Source organism: Microbacterium paraoxydans, from assembly GCF_900105335.1.
GTDB classification, from domain to species: domain Bacteria; phylum Actinomycetota; class Actinomycetes; order Actinomycetales; family Microbacteriaceae; genus Microbacterium; species Microbacterium paraoxydans.
The window spans coordinates 1,758,683-1,779,092 of record NZ_LT629770.1 but is presented as its reverse complement, the minus strand read 5'-3'; the positions used below and the strand labels follow the sequence as shown (position 1 = coordinate 1,779,092).

General features: G+C 69.8%; 19 protein-coding genes. 16 read left to right on the top strand and 3 right to left on the bottom strand.

The features are described 5' to 3' along the window. Positions 1–61 precede the first annotated feature (61 nt). The 13 genes from BLU02_RS08880 (at position 62) to BLU02_RS08820 (ending at position 12,964) form a co-directional block, all read left to right on the top strand. The gene (locus tag BLU02_RS08880) at positions 62–847 is read left to right on the top strand and encodes a class I SAM-dependent methyltransferase (RefSeq protein WP_060921600.1); all 786 of its coding nucleotides are present in this window, start codon (positions 62–64) and stop codon (positions 845–847) included. 85 nt (positions 848–932) lie between these two features. Then, positions 933–1,901: a tripartite tricarboxylate transporter substrate binding protein gene (locus tag BLU02_RS08875; RefSeq protein WP_025102657.1), complete on the top strand. Its 969-nt coding sequence runs from the start codon at positions 933–935 to the stop codon at positions 1,899–1,901. Positions 1,902–1,960: 59 nt separating this feature from the next. Further along, entirely contained in the window at positions 1,961–2,500 is a 540-nt protein-coding gene (locus BLU02_RS08870; RefSeq protein ID WP_060921601.1) for a tripartite tricarboxylate transporter TctB family protein, read from the top strand. After that, a complete protein-coding gene (locus tag BLU02_RS08865) occupies positions 2,497–4,167 on the top strand; it encodes a tripartite tricarboxylate transporter permease (RefSeq protein ID WP_060921602.1) in 1,671 nt (556 codons plus the stop codon). Before BLU02_RS08870 ends, BLU02_RS08865 begins: the two co-directional genes overlap by 4 nt. Beyond that, positions 4,164–5,033: a dihydrodipicolinate synthase family protein gene (locus BLU02_RS08860; RefSeq protein WP_060921603.1), complete on the top strand. Its 870-nt coding sequence runs from the start codon at positions 4,164–4,166 to the stop codon at positions 5,031–5,033. Before BLU02_RS08865 ends, BLU02_RS08860 begins: the two co-directional genes overlap by 4 nt. 184 nt (positions 5,034–5,217) lie before the next feature. After that, entirely contained in the window at positions 5,218–5,934 is a 717-nt protein-coding gene (locus BLU02_RS08855) for a FadR/GntR family transcriptional regulator (RefSeq protein WP_060921604.1), read from the top strand. An 86-nt stretch (positions 5,935–6,020) separates the two neighbouring features. After that, positions 6,021–7,268 carry an ABC transporter substrate-binding protein gene (locus tag BLU02_RS08850; protein ID WP_060921605.1) on the top strand — a complete coding sequence of 416 codons (1,248 nt, stop codon included), beginning with the start codon at positions 6,021–6,023 and terminating at the stop codon, positions 7,266–7,268. 8 nt (positions 7,269–7,276) lie between these two features. Then, positions 7,277–8,230 carry a carbohydrate ABC transporter permease gene (locus tag BLU02_RS08845; RefSeq protein ID WP_083370946.1) on the top strand — a complete coding sequence of 318 codons (954 nt, stop codon included), beginning with the start codon at positions 7,277–7,279 and terminating at the stop codon, positions 8,228–8,230. Beyond that, on the top strand, positions 8,227–9,081 hold the full coding sequence (locus tag BLU02_RS08840) for a carbohydrate ABC transporter permease (protein ID WP_060923454.1): 855 nt from the start codon (positions 8,227–8,229) through the stop codon (positions 9,079–9,081). Before BLU02_RS08845 ends, BLU02_RS08840 begins: the two co-directional genes overlap by 4 nt. Before the next feature lie 39 nt (positions 9,082–9,120). Beyond that, positions 9,121–10,206 carry a mandelate racemase/muconate lactonizing enzyme family protein gene (locus tag BLU02_RS08835; protein WP_060923453.1) on the top strand — a complete coding sequence of 362 codons (1,086 nt, stop codon included), beginning with the start codon at positions 9,121–9,123 and terminating at the stop codon, positions 10,204–10,206. Between the two features lie 14 nt (positions 10,207–10,220). Beyond that, on the top strand, positions 10,221–11,048 hold the full coding sequence (locus tag BLU02_RS08830) for an SDR family oxidoreductase (protein ID WP_060923452.1): 828 nt from the start codon (positions 10,221–10,223) through the stop codon (positions 11,046–11,048). Then, positions 11,042–11,953 (top strand): dihydrodipicolinate synthase family protein, encoded by a 912-nt coding sequence (locus BLU02_RS08825; protein ID WP_082750167.1) that lies wholly within the window; start codon positions 11,042–11,044, stop codon positions 11,951–11,953. The genes BLU02_RS08830 and BLU02_RS08825 overlap by 7 nt, the downstream gene beginning before the upstream one ends. Before the next feature lie 27 nt (positions 11,954–11,980). After that, positions 11,981–12,964 carry a LacI family DNA-binding transcriptional regulator gene (locus BLU02_RS08820; protein ID WP_060923450.1) on the top strand — a complete coding sequence of 328 codons (984 nt, stop codon included), beginning with the start codon at positions 11,981–11,983 and terminating at the stop codon, positions 12,962–12,964. 11 nt (positions 12,965–12,975) lie between these two features. On the opposite strand, the gene BLU02_RS08815 is transcribed toward BLU02_RS08820, so the two are convergent. After that, on the bottom strand, positions 12,976–13,797 hold the full coding sequence (locus tag BLU02_RS08815) for a DUF1640 domain-containing protein (protein WP_083370945.1): 822 nt from the start codon (positions 13,795–13,797) through the stop codon (positions 12,976–12,978). Between the two features lie 203 nt (positions 13,798–14,000). Here BLU02_RS08815 and BLU02_RS08810 point away from each other — a divergent pair, with 203 nt between their 5' ends. Further along, positions 14,001–15,518 carry an FGGY-family carbohydrate kinase gene (locus BLU02_RS08810; protein ID WP_060922292.1) on the top strand — a complete coding sequence of 506 codons (1,518 nt, stop codon included), beginning with the start codon at positions 14,001–14,003 and terminating at the stop codon, positions 15,516–15,518. Beyond that, entirely contained in the window at positions 15,515–17,149 is a 1,635-nt protein-coding gene (locus BLU02_RS08805) for a fucose isomerase (RefSeq protein ID WP_060922291.1), read from the top strand. The genes BLU02_RS08810 and BLU02_RS08805 overlap by 4 nt, the downstream gene beginning before the upstream one ends. A gap of 13 nt (positions 17,150–17,162) precedes the next feature. On the opposite strand, the gene BLU02_RS08800 is transcribed toward BLU02_RS08805, so the two are convergent. Together BLU02_RS08800 and BLU02_RS08795 are read right to left on the bottom strand one after the other, a co-directional pair. Further along, the gene (locus BLU02_RS08800; RefSeq protein ID WP_060922290.1) at positions 17,163–17,441 is read right to left on the bottom strand and encodes a hypothetical protein; all 279 of its coding nucleotides are present in this window, start codon (positions 17,439–17,441) and stop codon (positions 17,163–17,165) included. 31 nt (positions 17,442–17,472) lie between these two features. After that, positions 17,473–19,341 carry a heavy metal translocating P-type ATPase gene (locus BLU02_RS08795; RefSeq protein ID WP_060922296.1) on the bottom strand — a complete coding sequence of 623 codons (1,869 nt, stop codon included), beginning with the start codon at positions 19,339–19,341 and terminating at the stop codon, positions 17,473–17,475. A gap of 135 nt (positions 19,342–19,476) precedes the next feature. Here BLU02_RS08795 and BLU02_RS08790 point away from each other — a divergent pair, with 135 nt between their 5' ends. After that, entirely contained in the window at positions 19,477–20,409 is a 933-nt protein-coding gene (locus BLU02_RS08790) for an endo-beta-N-acetylglucosaminidase H (protein ID WP_060922289.1), read from the top strand. The last annotated feature ends 1 nt before the right edge of the window (position 20,410 follow it).

The window sequence follows — 20,410 nt, the reverse complement described above, 5'->3', positions numbered from 1 at the left end:
TGGCGCCGTCCCTCGCGCGGACGGGCGTGGATGATGGAGGCCTACCGATCGGAGGCCGACCATGGACCAGCGTGAGCTCGACGAGCGGATCCGCGACTACTACGAGGAGCAGTTCGACGAATCGGTGCGGTTGACGACCCGGTCGGCGCAGGGACCGCTCGAGCACCAGCGCATCCAGGAGCTGATCGCGGATCACCTCACCGAGGGTCGCGTGATCGATGTCGGAGGTGGGGCGGGTGTCCATGCGCGCTCGCTCCTGGACCGCGGGCATCGGGTCACCCTCGTCGACCCGGTGCCGGGTCATGTCCGGAGTGCGGCGCAGCTCGGGGTGGACGCACAGGTAGGCGACGCGCGCTCGCTGCGGTTCGCCGCGGACAGCTTCGATGCTGCGCTTCTCCTCGGTCCGCTGTACCACCTGGCCGATCGCACGGACCGCGTCCAGGCCCTCAGCGAGGCCGCACGGGTGGTGGGATCCGGCGGGTGGGTGTTCGCGGCAGGGCTCTCGCGCTTCGTCGGATTCGGTCAGCTCGCGCTGGGCGTGACCGACCTCCATCTCGACGAGGAACACGGCGCCCTGCTGGAACGCGGGACTCCCTCCTCGCGGGGTCGCTTCCCGGCGGGGCACTTCCATACGGCGGAGTCGCTCGCCGCGGAGGCCGTCTCCGCCGGACTCGAGGTTCTGGAGGTCCATGGCGTCGAAGGGCCCGGCGGGCTGTCGCTGGAGGGGATGCCCGCGGAGGAGACGGCGCTCACGCAGGCGGCCCTTCAGCTGGCGCGAGCCGGGAGCACCGTTCCCGGAATCCGGGAGCTGAGCCCGCACCTCCTGGCCGTGTGTCGCGTGCGGTGACTCGGTACCAGTGTTGACTGTTAACAGTCAACACTGGTAACCTCGCGGTGTCGACAACACGGTCGACCCACGTAGAGGAGCAAAGATGCCCCGCATGCGCATCACTCGGGCGGCCGCTGCCTTCGCCGCCCTCGCCGCCACCGCTCTGGTGCTGTCGGCCTGCACGAAGGTCGACGAGAGCGAGGGGGCCGCCTCGACCTATCCCGAGGACGACATCCGGCTTATCATCCAGGCCAACCCCGGTGGCGGCTCCGACCTGTCGTCCCGCGCGCTCGCGACCGAGCTCGAGAAGATCCTCGGCGTCAGCGTGATCCCGGAGAACATGCCCGGAGCCGCGGGAGCGCTCGCGATGGAGTACGTCGGCTCGCAGGACCCGGACGGCTACGTCATCGGGTTCGCCCCGGTCGAGATCGCGATGCTCAACACGACCCAGAGCGCCGACGTGCTGCCCGACGACTTCGACCTGCTCGGACAGATCATGCTCGCCCCCGGCGTCATCACGGTGGGCGCCAACAGCGGCATCGAGACCCTCGACGACCTCGTGACCCAGGCGAAGTCCGGCGCGGTCACGGTCGCGAACTCCGGCGCCGGCTCGATCTGGGAGGCCGCCACCCTCGGCCTCGGCAAGGCCACGGACGCCGACTTCACCCCCGTGCCCTATGACGGTGGCGCCACGGCGGTCGCGGCCGCCGCGTCCGGTGAGACCGTCGCCGCCGTCTCCGGACTCGGCGAGGCCCTCGCGCAGGGCGAGGCCGTCCGCATCCTCGCGGTCATGAACGACGAGCGTCACCCGGACGCGGAGGACGTCGAGACGGTCGAGGAGGCCATCGGCGAAGAGGTCGTCTTCGGCGGCTGGGGCGGCATCTACGCGCCGGCCGGCCTGCCCGACGACGTGCATGACGCCCTCGAGGCCGCCGTCAAGGAGGCTGTGGAGTCCGAGAGCTACCAGAAGTTCCAGGCGGACGCCGGCAACCTCGTGGTCTACCGCGACTCCGCGGAGTGGACCGGGTTCGTCGACGACCAGTTCGCCCTGTTCCAGGATCTCCTGGGCTGAACACCTCCGGTGGGGTCGGTACGCGCCGACCCCACCGCGTCCTCCGACGAAGGAGCACCATGACCAGCCCCGACACCGCGGCCGAGGCGGCCGCGCCGGGCGGCTACGAGGGGGCGACCGCCTCGCGACCCCTCGAGATCGCGTTCGCCGCCGTCGCCCTCGCGATCACCGCCGGCTATCTCTTCCTCGCCACGCAGATCCCACTGCGCCGCGAGGCCGCCCCCGGACAGATCGACGCCCGCTTCTGGCCGCTCGTCATCGGCGTCACCGGCGTCGTGATCGCGATCGCCCTGCTCGCCGTCGCGATCACCCGACCGGCACCCACACGCGAGGATCTCGAGCGCATCCAGCCGGGCGGCGTCCTCCGGGTGATCGCGACGATCGCGATCGCCGGTGCCTTCATCGCGCTCTGGTCCCTCGGCTCGGTCATCCTCTTCGGCTACCGGATCGAGGTCTTCCCGATCGCCTGCGCCCTGCTCATGGCCGCACTGATGCTCCTCTACGGCCACCGCCGCTGGCTGAGCCTCGTCATCTACTCCGCCGCCGTCACGGCGTTCGTCTACGTCGTCTTCGGCATGCTCCTGAGGATCCCCCTGTGAACGCGCTCCTGGAGGGGCTGAACTCGCTCCTCGACATCTCGATCCTGCTGTACATGGCGGTCGGCCTCGTCCTCGGCTTCATGGTCGGCGCCTTCCCCGGCATCACCGCGACCATGGCCGTCGCGCTCGCGGCCGGCTTCACCATGACCCTCGAACCCGTGCAGGGCCTCGCGGTGCTGCTGACGATCTACGTCGCGGCGAACTTCGGCGACCGGGTGCCGTCCATCCTCATCAACACCCCGGGGACTCCCGCCTCCATCGCCACCACCCTCGACGGCTATCCGATGGCGAAACAGGGCAGGGCCGGTCTCGCGTTGACGATCTCCGCGATCGTGTCGGCCGTCGGCATCCTCGCCTCGCTCGTGCTCTTCTCGGTCGCCGCCGTGCCGATCGCCAGCTTCGCCCGGGACTACTTCAAGTCGCCCGAGCTGTTCGCGCTCGTCGTCTTCGGCATCGCGATGATGATCGGCATCTCGTCCAAGTCGATGCTCAAGGGCATCCTCGCGGGCCTCTTCGGACTCATGCTCGGCAGTGTCGGAACGTACGCCGCCACGGCCGACCAGCGCTTCACGTTCGGTGTGCTGGAACTCGTCGAGGGCGTGAACTTCATCGCCGTCATCATCGGCCTCTTCGGCATCGCCGAGCTGTTCGACCAGCTCCTCACGCACCGGAAGTCGCACGTCCGACCGATCTCGAGCCTCGGGCGGTGGTGGCCGAACCGCGCGGAGCTGAAGCAGAGCGGACGGGCCACCGCGGTCGGCGGCGCGGTCGGCCTCGGTGTCGGCCTCATCCCCGCGGCCGGCGGCGACATCGCCGGGCTCATCGGCTGGGAGCGGGCGCGCAAGGCGTCGAAGCACCCGGAGATGTTCGGCAAGGGATCGATCGAGGGCGTCGCCGCGTCCGACACCGCCTCCAGCGCCACGCTCGGCGGCTCGCTGACCACCACGATGGCACTCGGCATCCCCGGGGACTCCGTGATGGCGGTGATGATCGGCTCGATGATCATCTGGGGCATCACCCCCGGCCCCACGCTGTTCACCAACCGCCCCGACCTCGTCGTCTCGATCGTCGGGATCATGCTCGTCGCGACCCTCCTGTCGCTCGCGCTGAGCCTCGTGCGGATGAAGGGCATGGTCAAGCTGCTCGACGTGCCGCAGCCGTATCTGTGGAGCGGCATCCTCATCTTCTGCATCATCGGCACGTACGCCACCTCGAATAGCCTGTCGACGGTCGTCACGATGCTCGTCTTCGGTGTGGTCGGCGTGCTGCTCAAGCGCATGCAGGTCCCGGCAGGACCCGTGGTGCTCGGTCTCCTGCTCGGTCCGCTCGCCGAGGAGAACCTCGCCCGCACGCTGGCGATCCTGCCGACGCGGCCGTTCTTCGAGGTCGTCAGCCCGATCGCCCTCGTTCTGCTCGCGCTCGCGGTGCTGTCGATCGTGATGCCCGCGATCCGCGCCGCCCGCACGCCCCGGGCAGAGCGGGCCTCGGTGGAGGACTCGATCCTCCACACCGACAGCATCGTGCAGATCGAGAAGGCACACGACGAGCTCGCGGCGCAGCCCGACCTGCTCACCTCCACCGTCCGCAACGTCGACGCCGGTGCGCGCCGGGGACGCGCCGACCGCAAGAACCGCAAGAGCACGACCCCCGAGGAGACCGAGAAGTGACCCGCTACGACATCCTGACCGCCGTCCCGACCGCGTTCCACCGCGACGGGACCCTCGACCTCGACGGGTCGCGTGCGATCTTCCGGTTCGTGGCCGACTCGGGGAACGAGGGCGCCTTCGTCCTCGGCACCACGGGCGAGTTCCCCGCCGTGGACGCGGACGAGTTCCGGGCGCTCGTGGGTGCCGCGCTGGAGGAGCTGGCGGACCGGATGCGCGTGATCGTGCACGTCGGACAGCCGAGCACCTTCGAGGCCGTGCGCCTGGTCGGCATCGCGAAGGAGCTGGGGGCCACGGAGTTCGCGGCCCTCACCCCCTACTACCTGCGTGCCTCGGACGACGCGATCCTCGACTACTACCGCGCGGTATCGGCAGCCGTGGGGGAGGGGCGCCTCTACGTCTACATCTATCCCGCGCGCAGCGGGAACCCCGTCTCGCCGGAGCTGCTCGTACGCATCGCCGCCCTGCCGAACGTGGTCGGGGCCAAGGTGAGCGAGCTCTCCCTCGACGACATCGCGGCGTACCGCGCGGTGGTGCCGGCCGACTTCGAGCTCTACACCGGCGCCGACCGCGACCTCATCGCGGCCGTCGAAGCGGGCGCGCAGGGCGTCGTCTCGGGTGTCTCCTCCGTGACGCCGAAGCCCTTCCGCGCCCTGGCCGACGCCGGACGCTCCGGCGACACGGACGCCATCGCCGCGGCACAGGCCGCCGTGGACGACGTCGTCGCGCTCATCGGCGGCGACATGGCGCGGATGAAGGAGGCGTACCGCGTGCTCGATGTCGTGGACACGCACTGCCGTATGGCCATCGCCGAACCCTCCGCCGATGAGCGGGCGGCCGTCGCGCAGGTGGTGGCCGCGCACCGCTGACGCGAATCCGGGGAGACGCACGCGACGGGATGCCGCGGCCTTCGGGTCGCGGCATCTCTGCGTGTGCCCGCGCTCGCTTGTCGGACAAGTGAACGTGGGTGAGAGGGCACTTGACGACAAGCGCAACGACTGTCTAGGCTCAGAACCAGGAATTCCGCCGATATCGCGAAGGGGCGAACGGAACATGTCAGACAAGATCGAGGTAACCGGGTCCGACTTGTCGGACGCGCTCGCCCGGCGTCTGGCTCAGCACCTGCAGCGTTCCGGCCTGGAGATCGGCGACCCGCTGCCCACAGAGGCGGAGCTCGGCGCCGTGCTGGAGGTGGGACGGCAGCGCATCCGCGAGGCCCTCAGCGTCCTCGAGGCGTTCGGCATCGTGGTGTCCCGGCAAGGGGCGCGCCGGGTCTGGCGAGGATTCCGCGCCGCCGATCTCGCCACCCGCTGGATCGGCTTCGTCGACGACCCGGAGGCCGCCACCCGCGAGCTCCTGGAAGTGCGTCACGCGCTGGAGACGTCTCTGCTGCCTCTGGTGATCCCGCGCCTGCAGCCGAGCGACCTGGCCCGTCTGCGGCTGCTCTCGGAGGAGATGGTGGAGCGCGCCCTGCGCAACGAGAGCTTCGCCGAGCTCGACCAGCAATTCCACCGCGGGCTGCTCGCGCCGATGGGCAATGCGTTCGTGGATCAGTTCCTGCAGTCCTTCTGGGTCGTCTTCGCCGCCGCGCGACGCGAGGAGCCCGTCGAGGAGGATCCGGCCATCGCCGCGATGCACGGTCGCATCATCGATGCGATCGAGGCCGGCGACACCCGCCGGGCCGTCCACGAGCTGGACGCCCACTTCTACGGTGTCCGCAACCGCTATCCGGACATCGACTTCGGCACCACGGCCCCGCTGCCGGTCTGACCCTCCCCGCACCGGCGCGTTCTGTCGCACCCGTCTTGAAATCGATTTCGCACGACCCTCATCTGATCGACGAAGGAGTACGCATCATGAGATCCACCCGAATCCTCCCCGCCCTGGCCGCCCTCGGCGTCGTCGCCCTCGCCACCGGCTGTGCCGGCAGCGCCCCGTCCGGGGAAGGGGACGGCCCCGTCGAGATCACCTACTGGCTCTGGCAGGACGACGCGACCGATCCCACCTGGACGGAACTCGCGGACGAGTTCAACGGCGCTCAGGACGACGTGAAGGTCGTGCTGGAGACGATCCCGCTCGACCAGTACCAGAACCAGCTCGTGTCCTCCGCGATGAACGGCACCGGGCCGGACGCCGCCCGCAGCAAGGACTGGTGGCTCGGGCAGTTCGCGCCCCAGGGCGCCATCGCCGACCTGACCTCGTACGTCGACGGCTGGGACGCCTCGGACGACGTCGTCGACTCGCTCTGGGCGACGGGTCAGCTGCCCGGCGAGGACGCGGTGTACATGCTGCCGCACCAGTACACGACGCTCTACCTCTACTACCGCACGGACTACTTCGAGGAGCTCGGGCTCGAGGCTCCGCGCACCCAGCAGGACCTCCTCGACGCGGCGGCCGCCCTCACCGGTGACGGCAGGTACGGCATCGACGTCCGCGGCGGTGCGGGCGGACAGGATCAGTGGCTCGCGTGGATGTACGCCGGCGGGGCGTCGGTCGTCGACGACTCCGGCGAGGTCGTCCTGGACGACGCGAAGGGCGTCGCGGTGAACGAGGACTACCTCCGCATCGTCACCGACCTGCAGGCGGCGCCCCCCGGATCGATCACGGCCGCCTTCGCCGACGTCAAGACGAACTTCGTCGAGGGCCTCACCGGCATGATGATCCACCACCCGGGTTCGCTGAAGGAGCTGCAGGGGGTCTTCGGCGACAAGCTCGGCGTCGTCCCGATCCCCACGGCCGACGGTAAGCCCGGCGCGACACTCGGCAGCATGAGCGGCAACGTCATCCTCGAGGGCTCCGACAAGAAGGACGCCGCCTGGGAGTGGATCTCCTGGCTGAGCGAGGAGGCGCAGATGGAGAAGATCTCCGCCTCGCCGCAGGGTCAGCTTCCGGTGCTCGAGTCGGTGATCGACACCGAGGCGTACTCGTCCGACCCGCAGCTCGCGGTCGCCGTCGACGCTATTCCCACCGCCAAGACGTGGCCGGCGCTGGAGGGGGTGGCCGAGCTCGCCGCGAAGGAGTGGAACCCGCTCATCCAGCAGGCGTTCCAGGGTGAGATCAGCAGCCAGGACGTGCTGACGAAGATGTCCGACGTGCTGCGCTGAGGACCGACATGGCAAGCTCCACCCTCACGGAAGCGGTCGTCACCGGCCGGCCGGCCCCGCGCCGGCCGGTGACCCGGCCGCGGCGACGCGCGCGCCGCGGCTCGGTCGCCCCCCTCGTCCTGCTCGCGCCGGCGATCGTGCTCGTCGCGGTCTTCGCCGGATATCCGCTCGTCCGCTCGATCTGGTTCTCGTTCAACGACGTGAGCGTCTTCACCGGCGTGCTCGAGTTCGTCGGGTTCCAGAACTTCGCCAGCGTCATCGGCACCGCGGAGTTCGCCCCCACGCTGGGCCGCACGGCGTTCTGGACCTTCGGTGCCGTCGCGCTCCAGCTGATCGGCGGGCTGTCGCTCGCGCTCATGCTGAACAACCGCTTCCCCCTGCGGGGCGTGTACCGCGGGCTCATCATGATCCCGTGGGCGACGCCGAGCGTCCTGGTGGCCCTGATGTGGAAGTGGATCCTCGACCCCAACAACGGCGCCCTCAACCAGTGGCTCCTGAACGCCGGCGTCATCGACGCCCCGATCGAGTTCCTCTCGCAGAACAGCACCGCGCTGCCGACGCTCGTGATGATCGACGTCTGGCAGGGCATCCCGCTCTTCGCGATCATGATCCTCGCGGCGCTGCAGAGCGTGTCCGGCGAGCTCAAGGAGTCCGCGCAGATCGACGGATGCGGCCCCGTCGGGGTCTTCCGCCACGTCGTGCTGCCCGCCATCCTCCCGACGATCCTCATCACGACGCTCCTGCGCCTGATCTGGACCTCGAATTGCGTCGACCTCATCTTCATCCTCACCGGCGGCGGGCCGGGCACGTCCTCGACGACCCTGGCGCTCGAGTCGTATCTCACGACCTACAAGGCCAGCGACTTCGGTGCCGGCGCGGCGTACGCCGTCATCCAGGCCCTGTTCCTCGCCGTCTTCATCGCGCTCTACGTGCGCCTCACCCGGAAGGACACCACGCGATGACCACGACGACCGCCCCCGTCCGCTTCGGCCGCCTCGCGGGAAGGACCGGCTTCGCGATCGCCCTCCTCGGCGTGCTCGCGATGGTGCTCGGGCCGTACATCGTCATGTTGCTGACGTCACTCACGCCCCGGGACCAGCTCGCCGGCGCCGGAGCGAACCTCATCCCCTCGGAGTTCACGACCGCCTCCTACGCCGAGCTGCTGTCGACGACGCCGTTCCTGACCTATCTGCGGAACAGCCTCACCGTGGCCGCGATCGCCGTCCCGGTGACCCTCGTGGTCTCCACCGGCGCCGCGATCGCGATGTCCCGGTTCGACTTCCGCGGTCGCGGTGCCGTCATGATCGGGCTGCTGCTCGCGCAGATGTTCCCCGCCGTGCTGCTCGTGATCTCGCTGCAGGGGCAGCTGCGCGGGATGGGGCTGATGGATACGACGCTCGGTCTCGCCCTCGTGCACGCCGCGTTCGCCACACCGTTCGCCACCTGGCTGCTCAAGGGGTTCGCGGACTCCATCCCCCGGGAGATCGAGGAGGCGGGTCAGATCGACGGGGCCTCGTCCGCGCAGATCGTCCGCATCCTGCTGCTGCCCCTGCTGCGGCCCGGGATGGTGGCGGCAGGAACCTACGCGTTCATCCTCACCTGGAACGAGTTCCTCTACGCCCTCACCTTCACCTCGCAGACGGCGACCCGCACGCTGCCGGTCGGGCTGCACCTGTTCATCGGCGAGTACCAGATCCGTTGGGACCTCCTCACCGCCGGCGGCGTGCTCTCGGTGCTCCCCGTCGTCGTCGGCTTCCTCCTCGTGCAGAAGCGCCTCGTCGCCGGTCTCGCCGCCGGCGCCGTCAAAGGCTGAAGCTCCCGTCCCCTCCTCGTCGTCCCGGAAGGACCACGCATGAAAATCGAATCGATCGACCTCCAGCTCTCCCGCATCCCCCTCCCCAAGGGACCGTGGGGAGACCAGATCCATCGGGTGACCCACATCGAGATCATCCTCGCCGACATCACCACCGACACCGGGCTGGTCGGCACCGGCTTCAGCCACACGTCCGGTGTCGGCGGCCAGATGATGGTGGCGGCGCTGCGCGAGCTCATCCCCACGCTCATCGGCCGCGAGGTCAATCCGCGGGCCGTCTGGCAGCACTCCTGGCAGCACCTGCGCGACAACGGCCCCGGCGGGACCACGACGCTCGCCCTCGCCGCGATCGATGTGGCGCTGTGGGACCTGCTGGGGCTGCACTACCAGCAGCCGCTCGCGAAGCTCCTCGGCCAGGTGCGCGACCGGGTCGCACTGTACGGCAGCGGCATCAACCTGAACCTGTCCGCCGAGGAGGTCGTCGAGCAGGTCAAGGAGTGGAAGGCCGACGGGTACGCCGCCGGGAAGGTCAAGGTCGGCAAGCCGGACCTCGAAGAGGACGTCTACCGGCTCACCAAGATCCGCGAGGCGGCGGGCGAGTATCCGCTCATGGTCGATGCGAACCAGGGATGGACCTACGGGGAGGCGGTCCGGGCGGTCACCCGGTTCCGCGACCTCAACCTCTACTGGGTGGAGGAGCCGCTGCGCGTGGACGACGTCGCCTCGCACGCCCGCCTCCGGGCCCGCTCGCCGATCCCGATCGGGCTGGGCGAGAACGTCTACACGCTCCAGCAGTTCAACCAGTACCTCCTCGCCGACGCGTGCGACTTCATCCAGGCCGACGTCGGTCGCGTGGGCGGTATCACGCCCTACATGGACATCGCTGCCCTGGGCCGGGCGTACAACGCTCCGATGACGCCGCACTTCGTGATGGAGCTCACGGCCAACGTGCTCTGCGCGGTGCCCAACGCCCTGTTCGGCGAGATGACGGACGGCGGCACGCTCAGCGATCTCGGTGTCATCGTGCCGCAGCGGCCGCAGAACGGGTTCTTCGTGCCGACCGGAGCGCCGGGGAACGGCCTGGAGTACGACCGCGAGAACCTCGCGCGGCACGCGGTGAGCTGAGGGAGACGAACGACATGGCGGACATCTTCGACCTCACCGACCGCATCATCCTGGTCACCGGCGGCCTCGGCCAGATCGGATCGGCCTTCGTCCGGGAGCTCCACGGACGCGGCGCCCGGGTGGCCGTGGCATCGCGCACGGTCGACGCCGCGCGCCTGCAGGAGACGTTCCCCGAGATCGCCGACAGCCCGCGCCTCTTCGGCGTCTCCATGGACATCGTCTCGAAGGACAGCGTCGAGGCCGGCCTCGACGCGATCGTCGATGTATGGGGTGCGGCGCCGGACGGCGTGATCAACAACGCCGGTCTGGACACCCAGCCGAGCGCGCCACCCGAGGTCTCCGGTCCCTTCGAGGACTTCCCCCTCGACGTGTTCCGCGAGGTGGTCGACGTGAACCTCGTCGGCACCTTCCTCGTCACGCAGGCGACCGGTGCTCGGATGCGCGCCGCCGGGAAGCCGGGCTCAATCATCAACGTCGGCTCGATCTACGGGATGGTGTCGCCGGTGCAGGACATCTACGCCTACAAGGAGGAGCAGACCGGGGTGCCGTTCGTGAAGCCGGTGGCCTACTCGGCGGCGAAGTCGGGGCTATACAACCTCACCCGGTACTGCGCGACGTACTGGGGTCGGCAGGGCATCAGGGTCAACACCCTCACGCCCTCCGGCGTCGGTCGGGACTCGCAGGACGCGACCTTCCGGCAGAACTACACGGCGCGCATCCCGATCGGACGCATGGCGGAGGCGACCGACTTCAACGGGGCCGCGGTCTTCCTGCTCTCGGACGCCTCGCGCTACATGACCGGAGCGAACCTCGTCGTGGACGGGGGGTGGACCGCATGGTGACCACGGCGGCGGACCTCGGGGTGCTGATGGCCGCGATCGCCACCCCCTACGACGCGGAGGGGGCGGTCGACACGCGGCTGCTCTCGACGCTCGTGGAGGACTACGTCTCCCGCGGCGTCGAGGGGATCTACTGCTGCGGGTCGTCGGGGGAGGGTCTCCTCCTGTCGGCGGATGAACGGACCGCGGTGGTGGAGACCGCCGTGCGCGCCGCCGAGGGGCGCATCCCCGTCGTCGCCCACGTCGGCGCGCTGTCGACGCGGGAGGCGATCGAACTCGGACGGCGGGCGCAGCGCGCCGGCGCATCCGCCCTCTCGATGATCCCGCCGATCTACTACTCCTTCGGCATCGAGGCCGTCCTCGACCACTACCGCGCGGTGCTGGACGCCGTGGACCTCCCGCTCATCGTCTACAACATCCCGCAGTTCACGGGGACCGAGTTCACGCTCGAGACGGCCGGAGAACTCCTGGGCGACGATCGCGTGATCGGTCTCAAGCAGACCGCGCACAACATGTACGCCCTCGAGCGCATGAAGGCGGCGTTCCCCGACAAGGCCTACATCAACGGGTTCGACGAGGTGTTCGTGCCCGCGCTCGCCGCCGGTGCTCGCGGGACGATCGGCACGACCGTGGGGCTCCAGGTCGAGCTCTTCCAGGCGGCGCGGCGCCTCCTCGACGCCGGCGACCTGGTCGGAGCGCAGCGGGTGCAGAGCCGGATCAACCATGTCATCGCCGAGCTCGTCGCGATCGACGTCTTCCCCGCGGCGAAATACCTCTCCGGTCGCAGTGCGGGAGGTGCCGGAGCGCTGGGGGACTGTCGTCGTCCGTTCCGACCGCTCTCGGGTGCGGCTCGGACCCGGCTCGATGCTCTCGGAACGACTCTCGATCGATTCCTCGCGGAGAGCTGAGGCTGAAACCGGTTACAGTGGGTGCCCATGGCCACGATCTACGACGTCGCGCGGCGGGCCGGCGTCTCCCCGGCCACGGTCTCGCGCGTCTTCAACGGCACGAGCGTGTCGGAGGAGAAGGCGGCGGCGGTGCGGGCGGCGGCCGAGGAACTGCGCTTCACCCCGAACCGGACGGCGCGTACGCTGCGGACCCAGAGCTCCGAAGTCATCGCCCTGGTGATCCCGGACATCGAGAACCCGTACTTCACCGAGATGGCGCGCGGCGTGGAGGATGCGGCGTCCGAAGCGGGGTACTCCGTCGTGCTGTGCAACTCCGACGCACAGGCTGAGAAGGAGGCGACGTACCTCCGGATCGCGATCGCCGAGAACATGTCGGGCGTCATCATCGCGACGGCGGACGAGCACTCGGATCTGGGGCCGGTGCGGGCGACGGGACGGCCGGTCGTCGCGGTGGACCGTCGCACGGACGCCGACATCGACGGTGTGGTCATGGCCAACCGGGAGGCGGGCGCCGCAGCGACGCAGAGCCTTCTCGACGCCGGGTATCGGCGCATCGCGTACATCGGTGGCCCCGCGCACATCGACACTGCGGCGGAGCGTGCGGAAGGCTGGCGGGAAGCGCTCTCGGTGATGGATTCCGATCATGACCTCTCCTCGCTCCAGCGCTTCGCCACGTTCCGCGTCGAGGGCGGGCGCGCGGCAATGGAGGAGCTCCTCGCGCTGCCGGAGCCGCCGGACGCGGTGGTCGCCGGGAACAACCTCATCGGTGTCGGCGCGATCCAGGTCCTCACGGAGCGCGGACTCACCCCGCCGCAGCTCGGCGTCGCGGTGATCGGGTCGCTGCCCTTCACGACGCTGTCGCCGTCCGCCGTCACCGTCGTCAGGCTCCCCGCGCGCCTCATGGGTGTGACAGCGGCGCGGATGCTGCTGGATCGGATCAAGGGCGACGAGCAACCGGCCCGGACGATCGTCCTCTCCGGCGAGGTGCAGCGCGCGGCCGCGCGCGCCTGAACGCAGCGTCGCTACTGCGAGCGCCAGAATCGCGCCGCGAGGTTCGTCATCTCCTTGTCGAGATCGTCGACCTTCACCTCCAATCGGTCGAGGCGGTGATCGAGGCCGTCGAGCCGTGCGGTCATCTCGCCACGCAGGCCGATCATCTCGCCACGCAGCCCGATCATCGCTCCGTGCAGCGCACCCATCGCCGCGCGCAGCCCTCCGACCTCGCGCATCATCGCCGCGTGCAGCGCCGCCAACGCCCCATGGAGTCCGCTGACCTCGTTCGTCGTATCGGTGCGGAGGCCCGCGGTCTCGGTGGTCATGTCGGTGCGGAGGGTGCCGATCTCGGTGGTCATCTCGGTGCGGAGGCCGGCGATCTCGGTGGTCATGTCGGTGCGGAGGGTGCCGATCTCACTACGTAGTCGTGTGGTCTCGGTGGTCATTTCGGTGCGGAGGCCGGCGATCTCGGTGGTCATATCAGTGCGGAGGGTGCCGATCTCACTGCGTAGTCGTGTGGTCTCGGTGGTCATGTCGGTGCGGAGGGTGCCGATCTCGGTGGTCATCTCGGTGCGGAGGCCGGCGATCTCGGTGGTCATGTCGGTGCGGAGGGTGCCGATCTCACTGCGTAGTCGTGTGGTCTCGGTGGTCATTTCGGTGCGGAGGCCGGCGATCTCGGTGGTCATATCAGTGCGGAGGGTGCCGATCTCGCCGGTCATCTCTCCCCGCAGTCCGCCGATCTCCGCACGGAGCACGCGACCGAACTGCGTCGTCATGAGGGTCATGCCGCCGAGCATCGTCGTCACGAAGATGCCGATCAGCGTCCATACCTGCGGGTCGTTCAAGGGCATGCCTCCAGTCTCGATCGGAGGGGTCAGGATGTCACGGTATTCCGGTGCTGAACCGGCGTTTTTTCCGGCCGGAGGCGAAGATCGTGGAGACTCTCGATATCGGTCCTCGTGGTGCAGAAGCAGTCAGCTCCTTGCATCGTGAAATCGATTTCGCGTAGCCTGGGTGCAGGCCTGCACGGACCGTCGGTATCGAAGGAGAGACCATGCGCTGCACCCTCGGGGTGGACATCGGCACGTCCAGCAGCAAGGGCGTCCTCGTGGATCCCGCCGGCACGATCCTCGCGACCGCGACCCGCGCGCACGACGTCTCCCGTCCGCAGTCCGGATGGGTCGAGATGGACGGCCGGATCTGGTGGGACGAGTTCGTCGAGCTGGCCGCGGACCTTCTCGCCGCGGTGCCCGACGCGGAGGTCGTGGGCGTCGGCGTGAGCGGCATGGGTCCGTGCATCCTGCTCGCCGACGAGGACGACGAGCCCGTGCGCCCCGCGATCCTCTACGGCGTGGACACCCGATCCACCGCTCAGATCGAGCGCATGACGGCGGAGCTCGGCGTCGAGGAGATCACCCGCGTCGGCTGCTCGACCCTCACCTCGCAGGCCGGTGGGCCCAAGATCGCCTGGGTCGCCGAGGAGGAGCCGGGAGCCTGGCAGCGCGCGCGGCGGCTCTACATGCCCGCCTCCTGGCTGGCCCGCAAGCTCACCGGCGCCTACGTCCTCGACCACCAGTCCGCCAGCCAGGTCTCGCCGCTGTACGACATCGAGGGTGAGCGCTGGCACGAGCCCTGGTGGCAGCGGTTCGCCGGGACGGTCGAGCAGCCGCCGCTGCGCTGGGCGGGGGAGATCGCGGGCATCGTGACCGCCGCTGCGGCGGCCCTGACCGGCCTGCCCGAGGGGACCCCGGTCATCACCGGCACGATCGACGCCTGGACCGAGGCGGTGAGCGTCGGCGCCCACGAGGTCGGCGACCTCATGCTGATGTACGGCACGACGATGTTCCTCGTCGCGACCGGGGAGCAGACCCTCCGCACACCCTCGATGTGGACGACGGCCGGCGCCTTCGAGGGCACGCGCAACCTCGCCGGCGGGCTGTCCACATCCGGAGCGCTCACCGCGTGGCTGAAGGACCTCTCCGGCGCCGACTACCCGGCGCTGCTCGCCGAGGCCGAGGAGTCGGGGCCCGGCGCGAACGGCCTGCTGATGCTGCCGTACTTCGCCGGTGAGCGCACCCCGATCCAGGATCCCGACGCCCGCGGGGTCATCGCCGGACTCACCCTCCGGCACACCCGAGGAGACCTCTATCGCGCGGCCCTCGAGGCCACGGCGCTGGGCGTACGTCACAACGTCGAGACCATGCGAGCCGCCGGCGCCGACATCCGCCGCATCGTGGCGGTCGGCGGCGGCACGCAGGGACGGCTGTGGCTGCAGATCGTCTCGGACATCACCGGGCTCGTGCAGGAGGTGCCGCAGACCACGATCGGTGCGAGCTACGGCGCCGCCTTCCTCGCGGCGACGGCCACGGCCGCCGACGGTGCCACGCCCGCGATCACCGACTGGAACCCCATCGCCGACACCGTCCGCCCGGACGAGGCGCTGTGTCCCTTCGCCGACGCCCTCTTCGACCGCTACGTGCGCCTTTACGACGGCTCGAAGGACGTCGTCCATGAACTCGCCGCCGCCCAGCGCGGCGGATCCCCCACCCCCTCGACCCCGGAGAACTCATGACCGCCTACACCCTGCCCACCCCGGCATCCCGTCCCACCGCTGCGCCGAAGACCGCGTACCTGATCGCCTCCGGCGACCTCCGAGAGTCGGCCAACACAGCCGGCTGGCCCACCCAGGTCGAGCTCGAGGCCGGGGTCACCGGCGTGCTGAACGACCTCGGCTGGACGGTCGTCCGCGCCAACGAGGTCGACCCGGAGACCGGTCACGGCTTCATCTCCAGCCAGCGCATGGGGCTCGAGGTGTTCAAGAACATCCCCGTCGACGCGCCGCTCATCGTCGCCGAGGCCGTCTGGCAGTACTCGCACCACGTGCTGGCGGGCCTCCGCACGCACGAGGGCCCGATCCTCACGGTGGCGAACTTCGCGGGCGACTGGCCCGGCCTCGTCGGCCTCCTCGGCCTCAACGCGGGCCTGACGAAGATGGACAAGCCGTACGCGACGATCTGGTCGGTCGACTTCACCGACGACTGGTTCCGCGACGGCATCCGCGAGTGGACGGAGACCGGCGCCATCACCCACGACGCCTCCCACGTGCGTCCGCTCCCCGCACTGCCCGACAGCCCGGAGAAGCAGCTCGGCGAGGCGCTCGCCGCGGAGCTGCGCGCCGAGAAGGCCATCATCGGCGTCTTCGACGAGGGCTGCATGGGCATGTACAACGCCATCTTCGACGACGAGCTCCTCAACCAGACCGGCATCTACAAGGAGCGCCTGTCGCAGTCGGCCCTCTACGCGGAGATGCTGAACGTGACCGAGGAGGAGGCCGACGCCGCCTACGACTGGCTGATCGAGCGCGGCATGACCTTCCGCTACGGCGAGGACGCCGCGACCGAGCTCACCCGCGAGCAGGTGCAGTGGCAGCTGAAGATGTACATCGCCGCCCTCCGCATCGCCGACGACTTCGGCCTCGACGCGGTCGGCATCCAGTACCAGCAGGGCTTGAAGGACCTCGTTCCGGCGTCGGACCTGGCGGAGGGCATCCTGAACTCCACCGAGCGCCCGCCGGTGACCTCGCGCGACGGCTCCCGCGTGCTGCATGAGGGGCGCGCGTTCCCGCACTTCAACGAGGCCGACGAGGGCGTCGCCGTCGATGCACTCGTGACCGACCGCGTCTGGCGGGCGATGGGGCTCGTCCCCGACAACACTCTCCACGACGTCCGTTGGGGCGATGACTACGACGGGCAGTTCGTATGGGTGTACGAGATCTCCGGCTCGGTGCCGGCCTCCCATCTCGGCGGCTGGCAGAACGCGGAGGGGTGGCGCCAGGGTCACGTGTTCTTCCCCGCCGGCGGCGCCACGATCAACGGCGTCTCGAAGCCCGGCGAGGTCGTGCTCTCCCGGGTGTTCATCGCCGAGGGCGTCCTGCAGGCGGACATCTTCCGGGCGTCGGTCGTCGAGCTGCCGGCGGAGGAGACGCAGCGCCGGAAGGACGCCACGAACCCGGAGTGGCCGATCGCCCATGTGGTGCTGCACGGCATCTCGCGCGACCAGTTCATGGCGCGGCACAAGGCGAACCACGCGCAGCTCGTCTACGCGCCCGACGCCGAGACCGCGGACAAGGCGCTGATCGCGAAGGCCGCGATGTTCGACGGCATGGGCATCAAGGTCAACCTCGTCGGCGACGTCTCGATCTGAGGCCGCGGGCTCGTCACTGCGAGCGCCAGAATCGCGTCGCGAGGTTCGTGAGCTCCCTGTCGAGATCGTCGACCTTCGTCTCGATCCGTCCCAGCCGGGCGTCGAGGCCGTCGATCCGTGCGGAGAGGGTGCCGTCGATGCGGTCGATCCGTGCGGAGAGGGTTCCGTCGATGCGGTCCACCTCCGCGCGGATCACGCGGCTGAGCTGCGACGTCATGAGCGTCATGCCGCCGAGCATCACGGCGGCGAAGACGCCGATCAGAGTCCATACCTGCGGGTCGTCCACGGTCATGCCTCCAGTCTGAGTCCGGGGTCTCAGGCTGTCACGGTATTCCGGAGGGGCGGAGGTCGCTCGGCGGGCCGCTCAGCGCGCGCAGGGCGTAGAGGATCGTCGCGAGGTCGACGAGCTCCTGCACCAGAGCGCCGACGACCGCGGGGATGACGCCGGTCATCGCGACGACCATCAGCCCCACGCTCAGCCCGATCCCGATCCAGATCGCGGTGAGGGCGACGCGGAGGGTGTGCCGTCCGATCGCGACGGCGTCGACGACCTTGGCGAGCGAATCCACGAGGATGACGACGTCGGCGGCGTCCCCGGCGGCCGTCGCTCCCTTCGCGCCCATCGCGATGCCGATGTCGGCCGCTGCCAGCACCGGGGCGTCGTTCACACCGTCGCCGACCATCAGCACGGGCCGCGGTTGCATCTCGGCGGCCAGACGCACCTTCTCGGGCGGCAGGAGCTCGGCGTGGATCTCGTCGATCCCGACCTGCCGTCCGATCGACGCCGCGGTGGTCTCCACGTCCCCGGTCAGCATCGCGAGCCGGTCGACCTCATGCGTCCGCAGCCACGAGATCACGGCCGGCGCCTCCGGGCGAGCGGCATCGGCGAGGACCAGGACCCCCGCGAACCGTCCGTCCACGGCGACATAGGCGGCGGCCTGTCCCGGCGCGAGCTCCGCCCGCACGGTGTCCGGGGCGAGGGACGCCACATACGCCGGCTTGCCGACGACCACCGCGCGGCCGCCGATCGTCGCGGACACCCCGTTCGTCGCGGTCTCGCTCGCCTCCGTCGCCCCGTGCAGCGCCAGGCCTCGGGCGGAGGCGGCGCGACGGATGCCGTCGGCGAGCACGTGCGAGGAGTACTGCTCGGCCGAGGCGGCGAGTCGCAGGATCTCCTCCGCATCGAAGCCCTGTGCCGGACGCACGTCGACGAGCTCCGGCCTCCCCTGGGTGAGCGTCCCGGTCTTGTCGAACGCCGCAGAGCGCACGCGCGCGATCTGCTCGATCACCGCACCGCTCTTCATGATGACGCCCGACTTCGCCGCCCGGGAGAGTCCGCCGAGGAAGGCGACGGGAGCGGCGATCAGCAGGGGGCAGGGCGTCGCCAGCACGAGCACTTCGGCGAACCGCGTGGCGTCGCCGGAGAGCGCCCAGGCCGTCCCCGCGAGCACGAGCGCGACGGCGGTGAACGGGATCGCGAACCGGTCGGCGAGACGCACGATGGGCGCGTGGGAGGACTCGGCCTGGGCGACCAGGGCGACGATCTGCTGGTACTGGCTGTCGGCGCCGGTGCGGAGGGCGCGGAGGTGGATGGCCCGGCTGCCGTTGATCGCGCCGGACAGCACCTCGTCGCCTGCACCGCGCGTCACGGGCAGGCTCTCGCCCGTGAGCGAGGATTCGTCGAACGACGCGCTGTCCGTGAGCAGTTCACCGTCCACGGGGATGATCTCCGCCGGGCGCACGAGGAGGACGTCGCCCACGGCCACATCGTCGACGGGCACCTCCCTCGCCGCGTCCGAGTCCGCATCCTCGGGATGTGTCAGCACATGGGCGCTGCGCGGCGAGCGATCCAGCAGAGCGGAGAGGTCGCGCTTGGCCCGGCGGCCCGCGAAGTCCTCCAGCGCCTCGCCCCCGGAGAGCATGAGGACGATGATGAGCGCCGCGATGTACTCGCCCACCGCGAGTGTCGCCACCATGGCGACGACGGCGAGGATGTCGAGTCCGACGTGGCCGCGGAGCACGTCGCGGACCATGCCGATGAGCGTCCACACGACCACCGCAGCCACGAAGATCGTCGCGACCCATCGGCCGATGGTCTCCTCCCCGGCGGCGTGGAGCGCCCCGACCACGGCGAAGACCAGGACCGTGAGCGTGATGACCGGGTACCGCCAGAGGAGTCGGAGGGCGCGCATGCGTCCAGCATCGTCGGAATCGGTGCGCACCGCCAGCATCCCCTTCCGACGCAGGTGCTTAAGCGATATAGTCGGCCGCGAGTCGCGACGTCGCGACCCGATCTCGACAACGACGCCGAAGGAGAAGATCCCGTCATGAGTTCCTCACCCGCACGATCGTCCCGCCTGAGAAGAGGTATCGCGGCAGCAGCGGCGTTCGCAGCCGCTGGAGCCGCCGCCCTCGCCGCCTCGACCACAGCGGTCGCCGATACCGCCGCTGCCGACCCGAAGCTCGCCGTCTACGTCGAGGTCAACTCGAACGATTTAGCGAACGTCGCGGACTACACGCTCGCCGAGTCGGGCCGCCCAGCGGTCGATCTGGCCATGATCTTCGCCGCGAACATCAACTACGACGGGGAGCAGGCGGTCCTCCACCTCAACGACCGGGTCACCGAGACGCTGCAGGATGCGCAGAACCAGATCCGCCCGCTGCAGGCCCAGGGCACCAAGGTGCTGCTGTCGGTCCTCGGAAACCACCAGGGTGCCGGCTTCGCGAACTTCACGTCGTACGCGGATGCCGACGCCTTCGCCGCGCAGCTCGCAGACACCGTGACCGCCTACGGCCTCGACGGCATCGACTTCGACGACGAGTGGAGCAACTACGGGGCGAACGGCACCCCGCAGCCGAACCCGCAGTCCTTCGGCTGGCTGGCCTCCGCGTTGCGCGACCGGCTCGGGCCGGACAAGCTCATCACGCTGTATGCCATCGGCCCGTCCTACACGACCACGGACTTCGGCCTCTTCGACGCCGGCAGCGTGCTCGATCACGCCTGGAACCCGTACTACCCGACCTACGATGCTCCCACCGTGCCGGGCCTGGACGACCGCGCTCGGCTCGGCGCCGCGGCCATCGACCTCGCGAACACGAGCGCCACGACGGCCGCGGACTTCGCTCAGCGCACGGTGGCTGACGGGTACGGCGTCTATGTCGCGTACAACCTCACGGCGACGAACCAGTCGTCCTATCTCTCCGGCATCACCGAGGCGCTGAAGGGCGAGGCGACCGTCTACCGCGCAGCGGCGCGGTGAG

Bases quoted from the DNA above. Each gene is read 5' to 3' on its own strand.
- BLU02_RS08880 (WP_060921600.1), top strand. From the start codon at position 62: ATGGACCAGCGTGAGCTCGACGAGCGGATCCGCGACTACTACGAGGAG.
- BLU02_RS08875 (WP_025102657.1), top strand. From the start codon at position 933: ATGCCCCGCATGCGCATCACTCGGGCGGCCGCTGCCTTCGCCGCCCTC.
- BLU02_RS08870 (WP_060921601.1), top strand. From the start codon at position 1,961: ATGACCAGCCCCGACACCGCGGCCGAGGCGGCCGCGCCGGGCGGCTAC.
- BLU02_RS08855 (WP_060921604.1), top strand. From the start codon at position 5,218: ATGTCAGACAAGATCGAGGTAACCGGGTCCGACTTGTCGGACGCGCTC.
- BLU02_RS08850 (WP_060921605.1), top strand. From the start codon at position 6,021: ATGAGATCCACCCGAATCCTCCCCGCCCTGGCCGCCCTCGGCGTCGTC.
- BLU02_RS08845 (WP_083370946.1), top strand. From the start codon at position 7,277: ATGGCAAGCTCCACCCTCACGGAAGCGGTCGTCACCGGCCGGCCGGCC.
- BLU02_RS08840 (WP_060923454.1), top strand. From the start codon at position 8,227: ATGACCACGACGACCGCCCCCGTCCGCTTCGGCCGCCTCGCGGGAAGG.
- BLU02_RS08835 (WP_060923453.1), top strand. From the start codon at position 9,121: ATGAAAATCGAATCGATCGACCTCCAGCTCTCCCGCATCCCCCTCCCC.
- BLU02_RS08830 (WP_060923452.1), top strand. From the start codon at position 10,221: ATGGCGGACATCTTCGACCTCACCGACCGCATCATCCTGGTCACCGGC.
- BLU02_RS08825 (WP_082750167.1), top strand. From the start codon at position 11,042: ATGGTGACCACGGCGGCGGACCTCGGGGTGCTGATGGCCGCGATCGCC.
- BLU02_RS08820 (WP_060923450.1), top strand. From the start codon at position 11,981: ATGGCCACGATCTACGACGTCGCGCGGCGGGCCGGCGTCTCCCCGGCC.
- BLU02_RS08815 (WP_083370945.1), bottom strand. From the start codon at position 13,797: ATGCCCTTGAACGACCCGCAGGTATGGACGCTGATCGGCATCTTCGTG.
- BLU02_RS08810 (WP_060922292.1), top strand. From the start codon at position 14,001: ATGCGCTGCACCCTCGGGGTGGACATCGGCACGTCCAGCAGCAAGGGC.
- BLU02_RS08805 (WP_060922291.1), top strand. From the start codon at position 15,515: ATGACCGCCTACACCCTGCCCACCCCGGCATCCCGTCCCACCGCTGCG.
- BLU02_RS08800 (WP_060922290.1), bottom strand. From the start codon at position 17,441: ATGACCGTGGACGACCCGCAGGTATGGACTCTGATCGGCGTCTTCGCC.
- BLU02_RS08795 (WP_060922296.1), bottom strand. From the start codon at position 19,341: ATGCGCGCCCTCCGACTCCTCTGGCGGTACCCGGTCATCACGCTCACG.
- BLU02_RS08790 (WP_060922289.1), top strand. From the start codon at position 19,477: ATGAGTTCCTCACCCGCACGATCGTCCCGCCTGAGAAGAGGTATCGCG.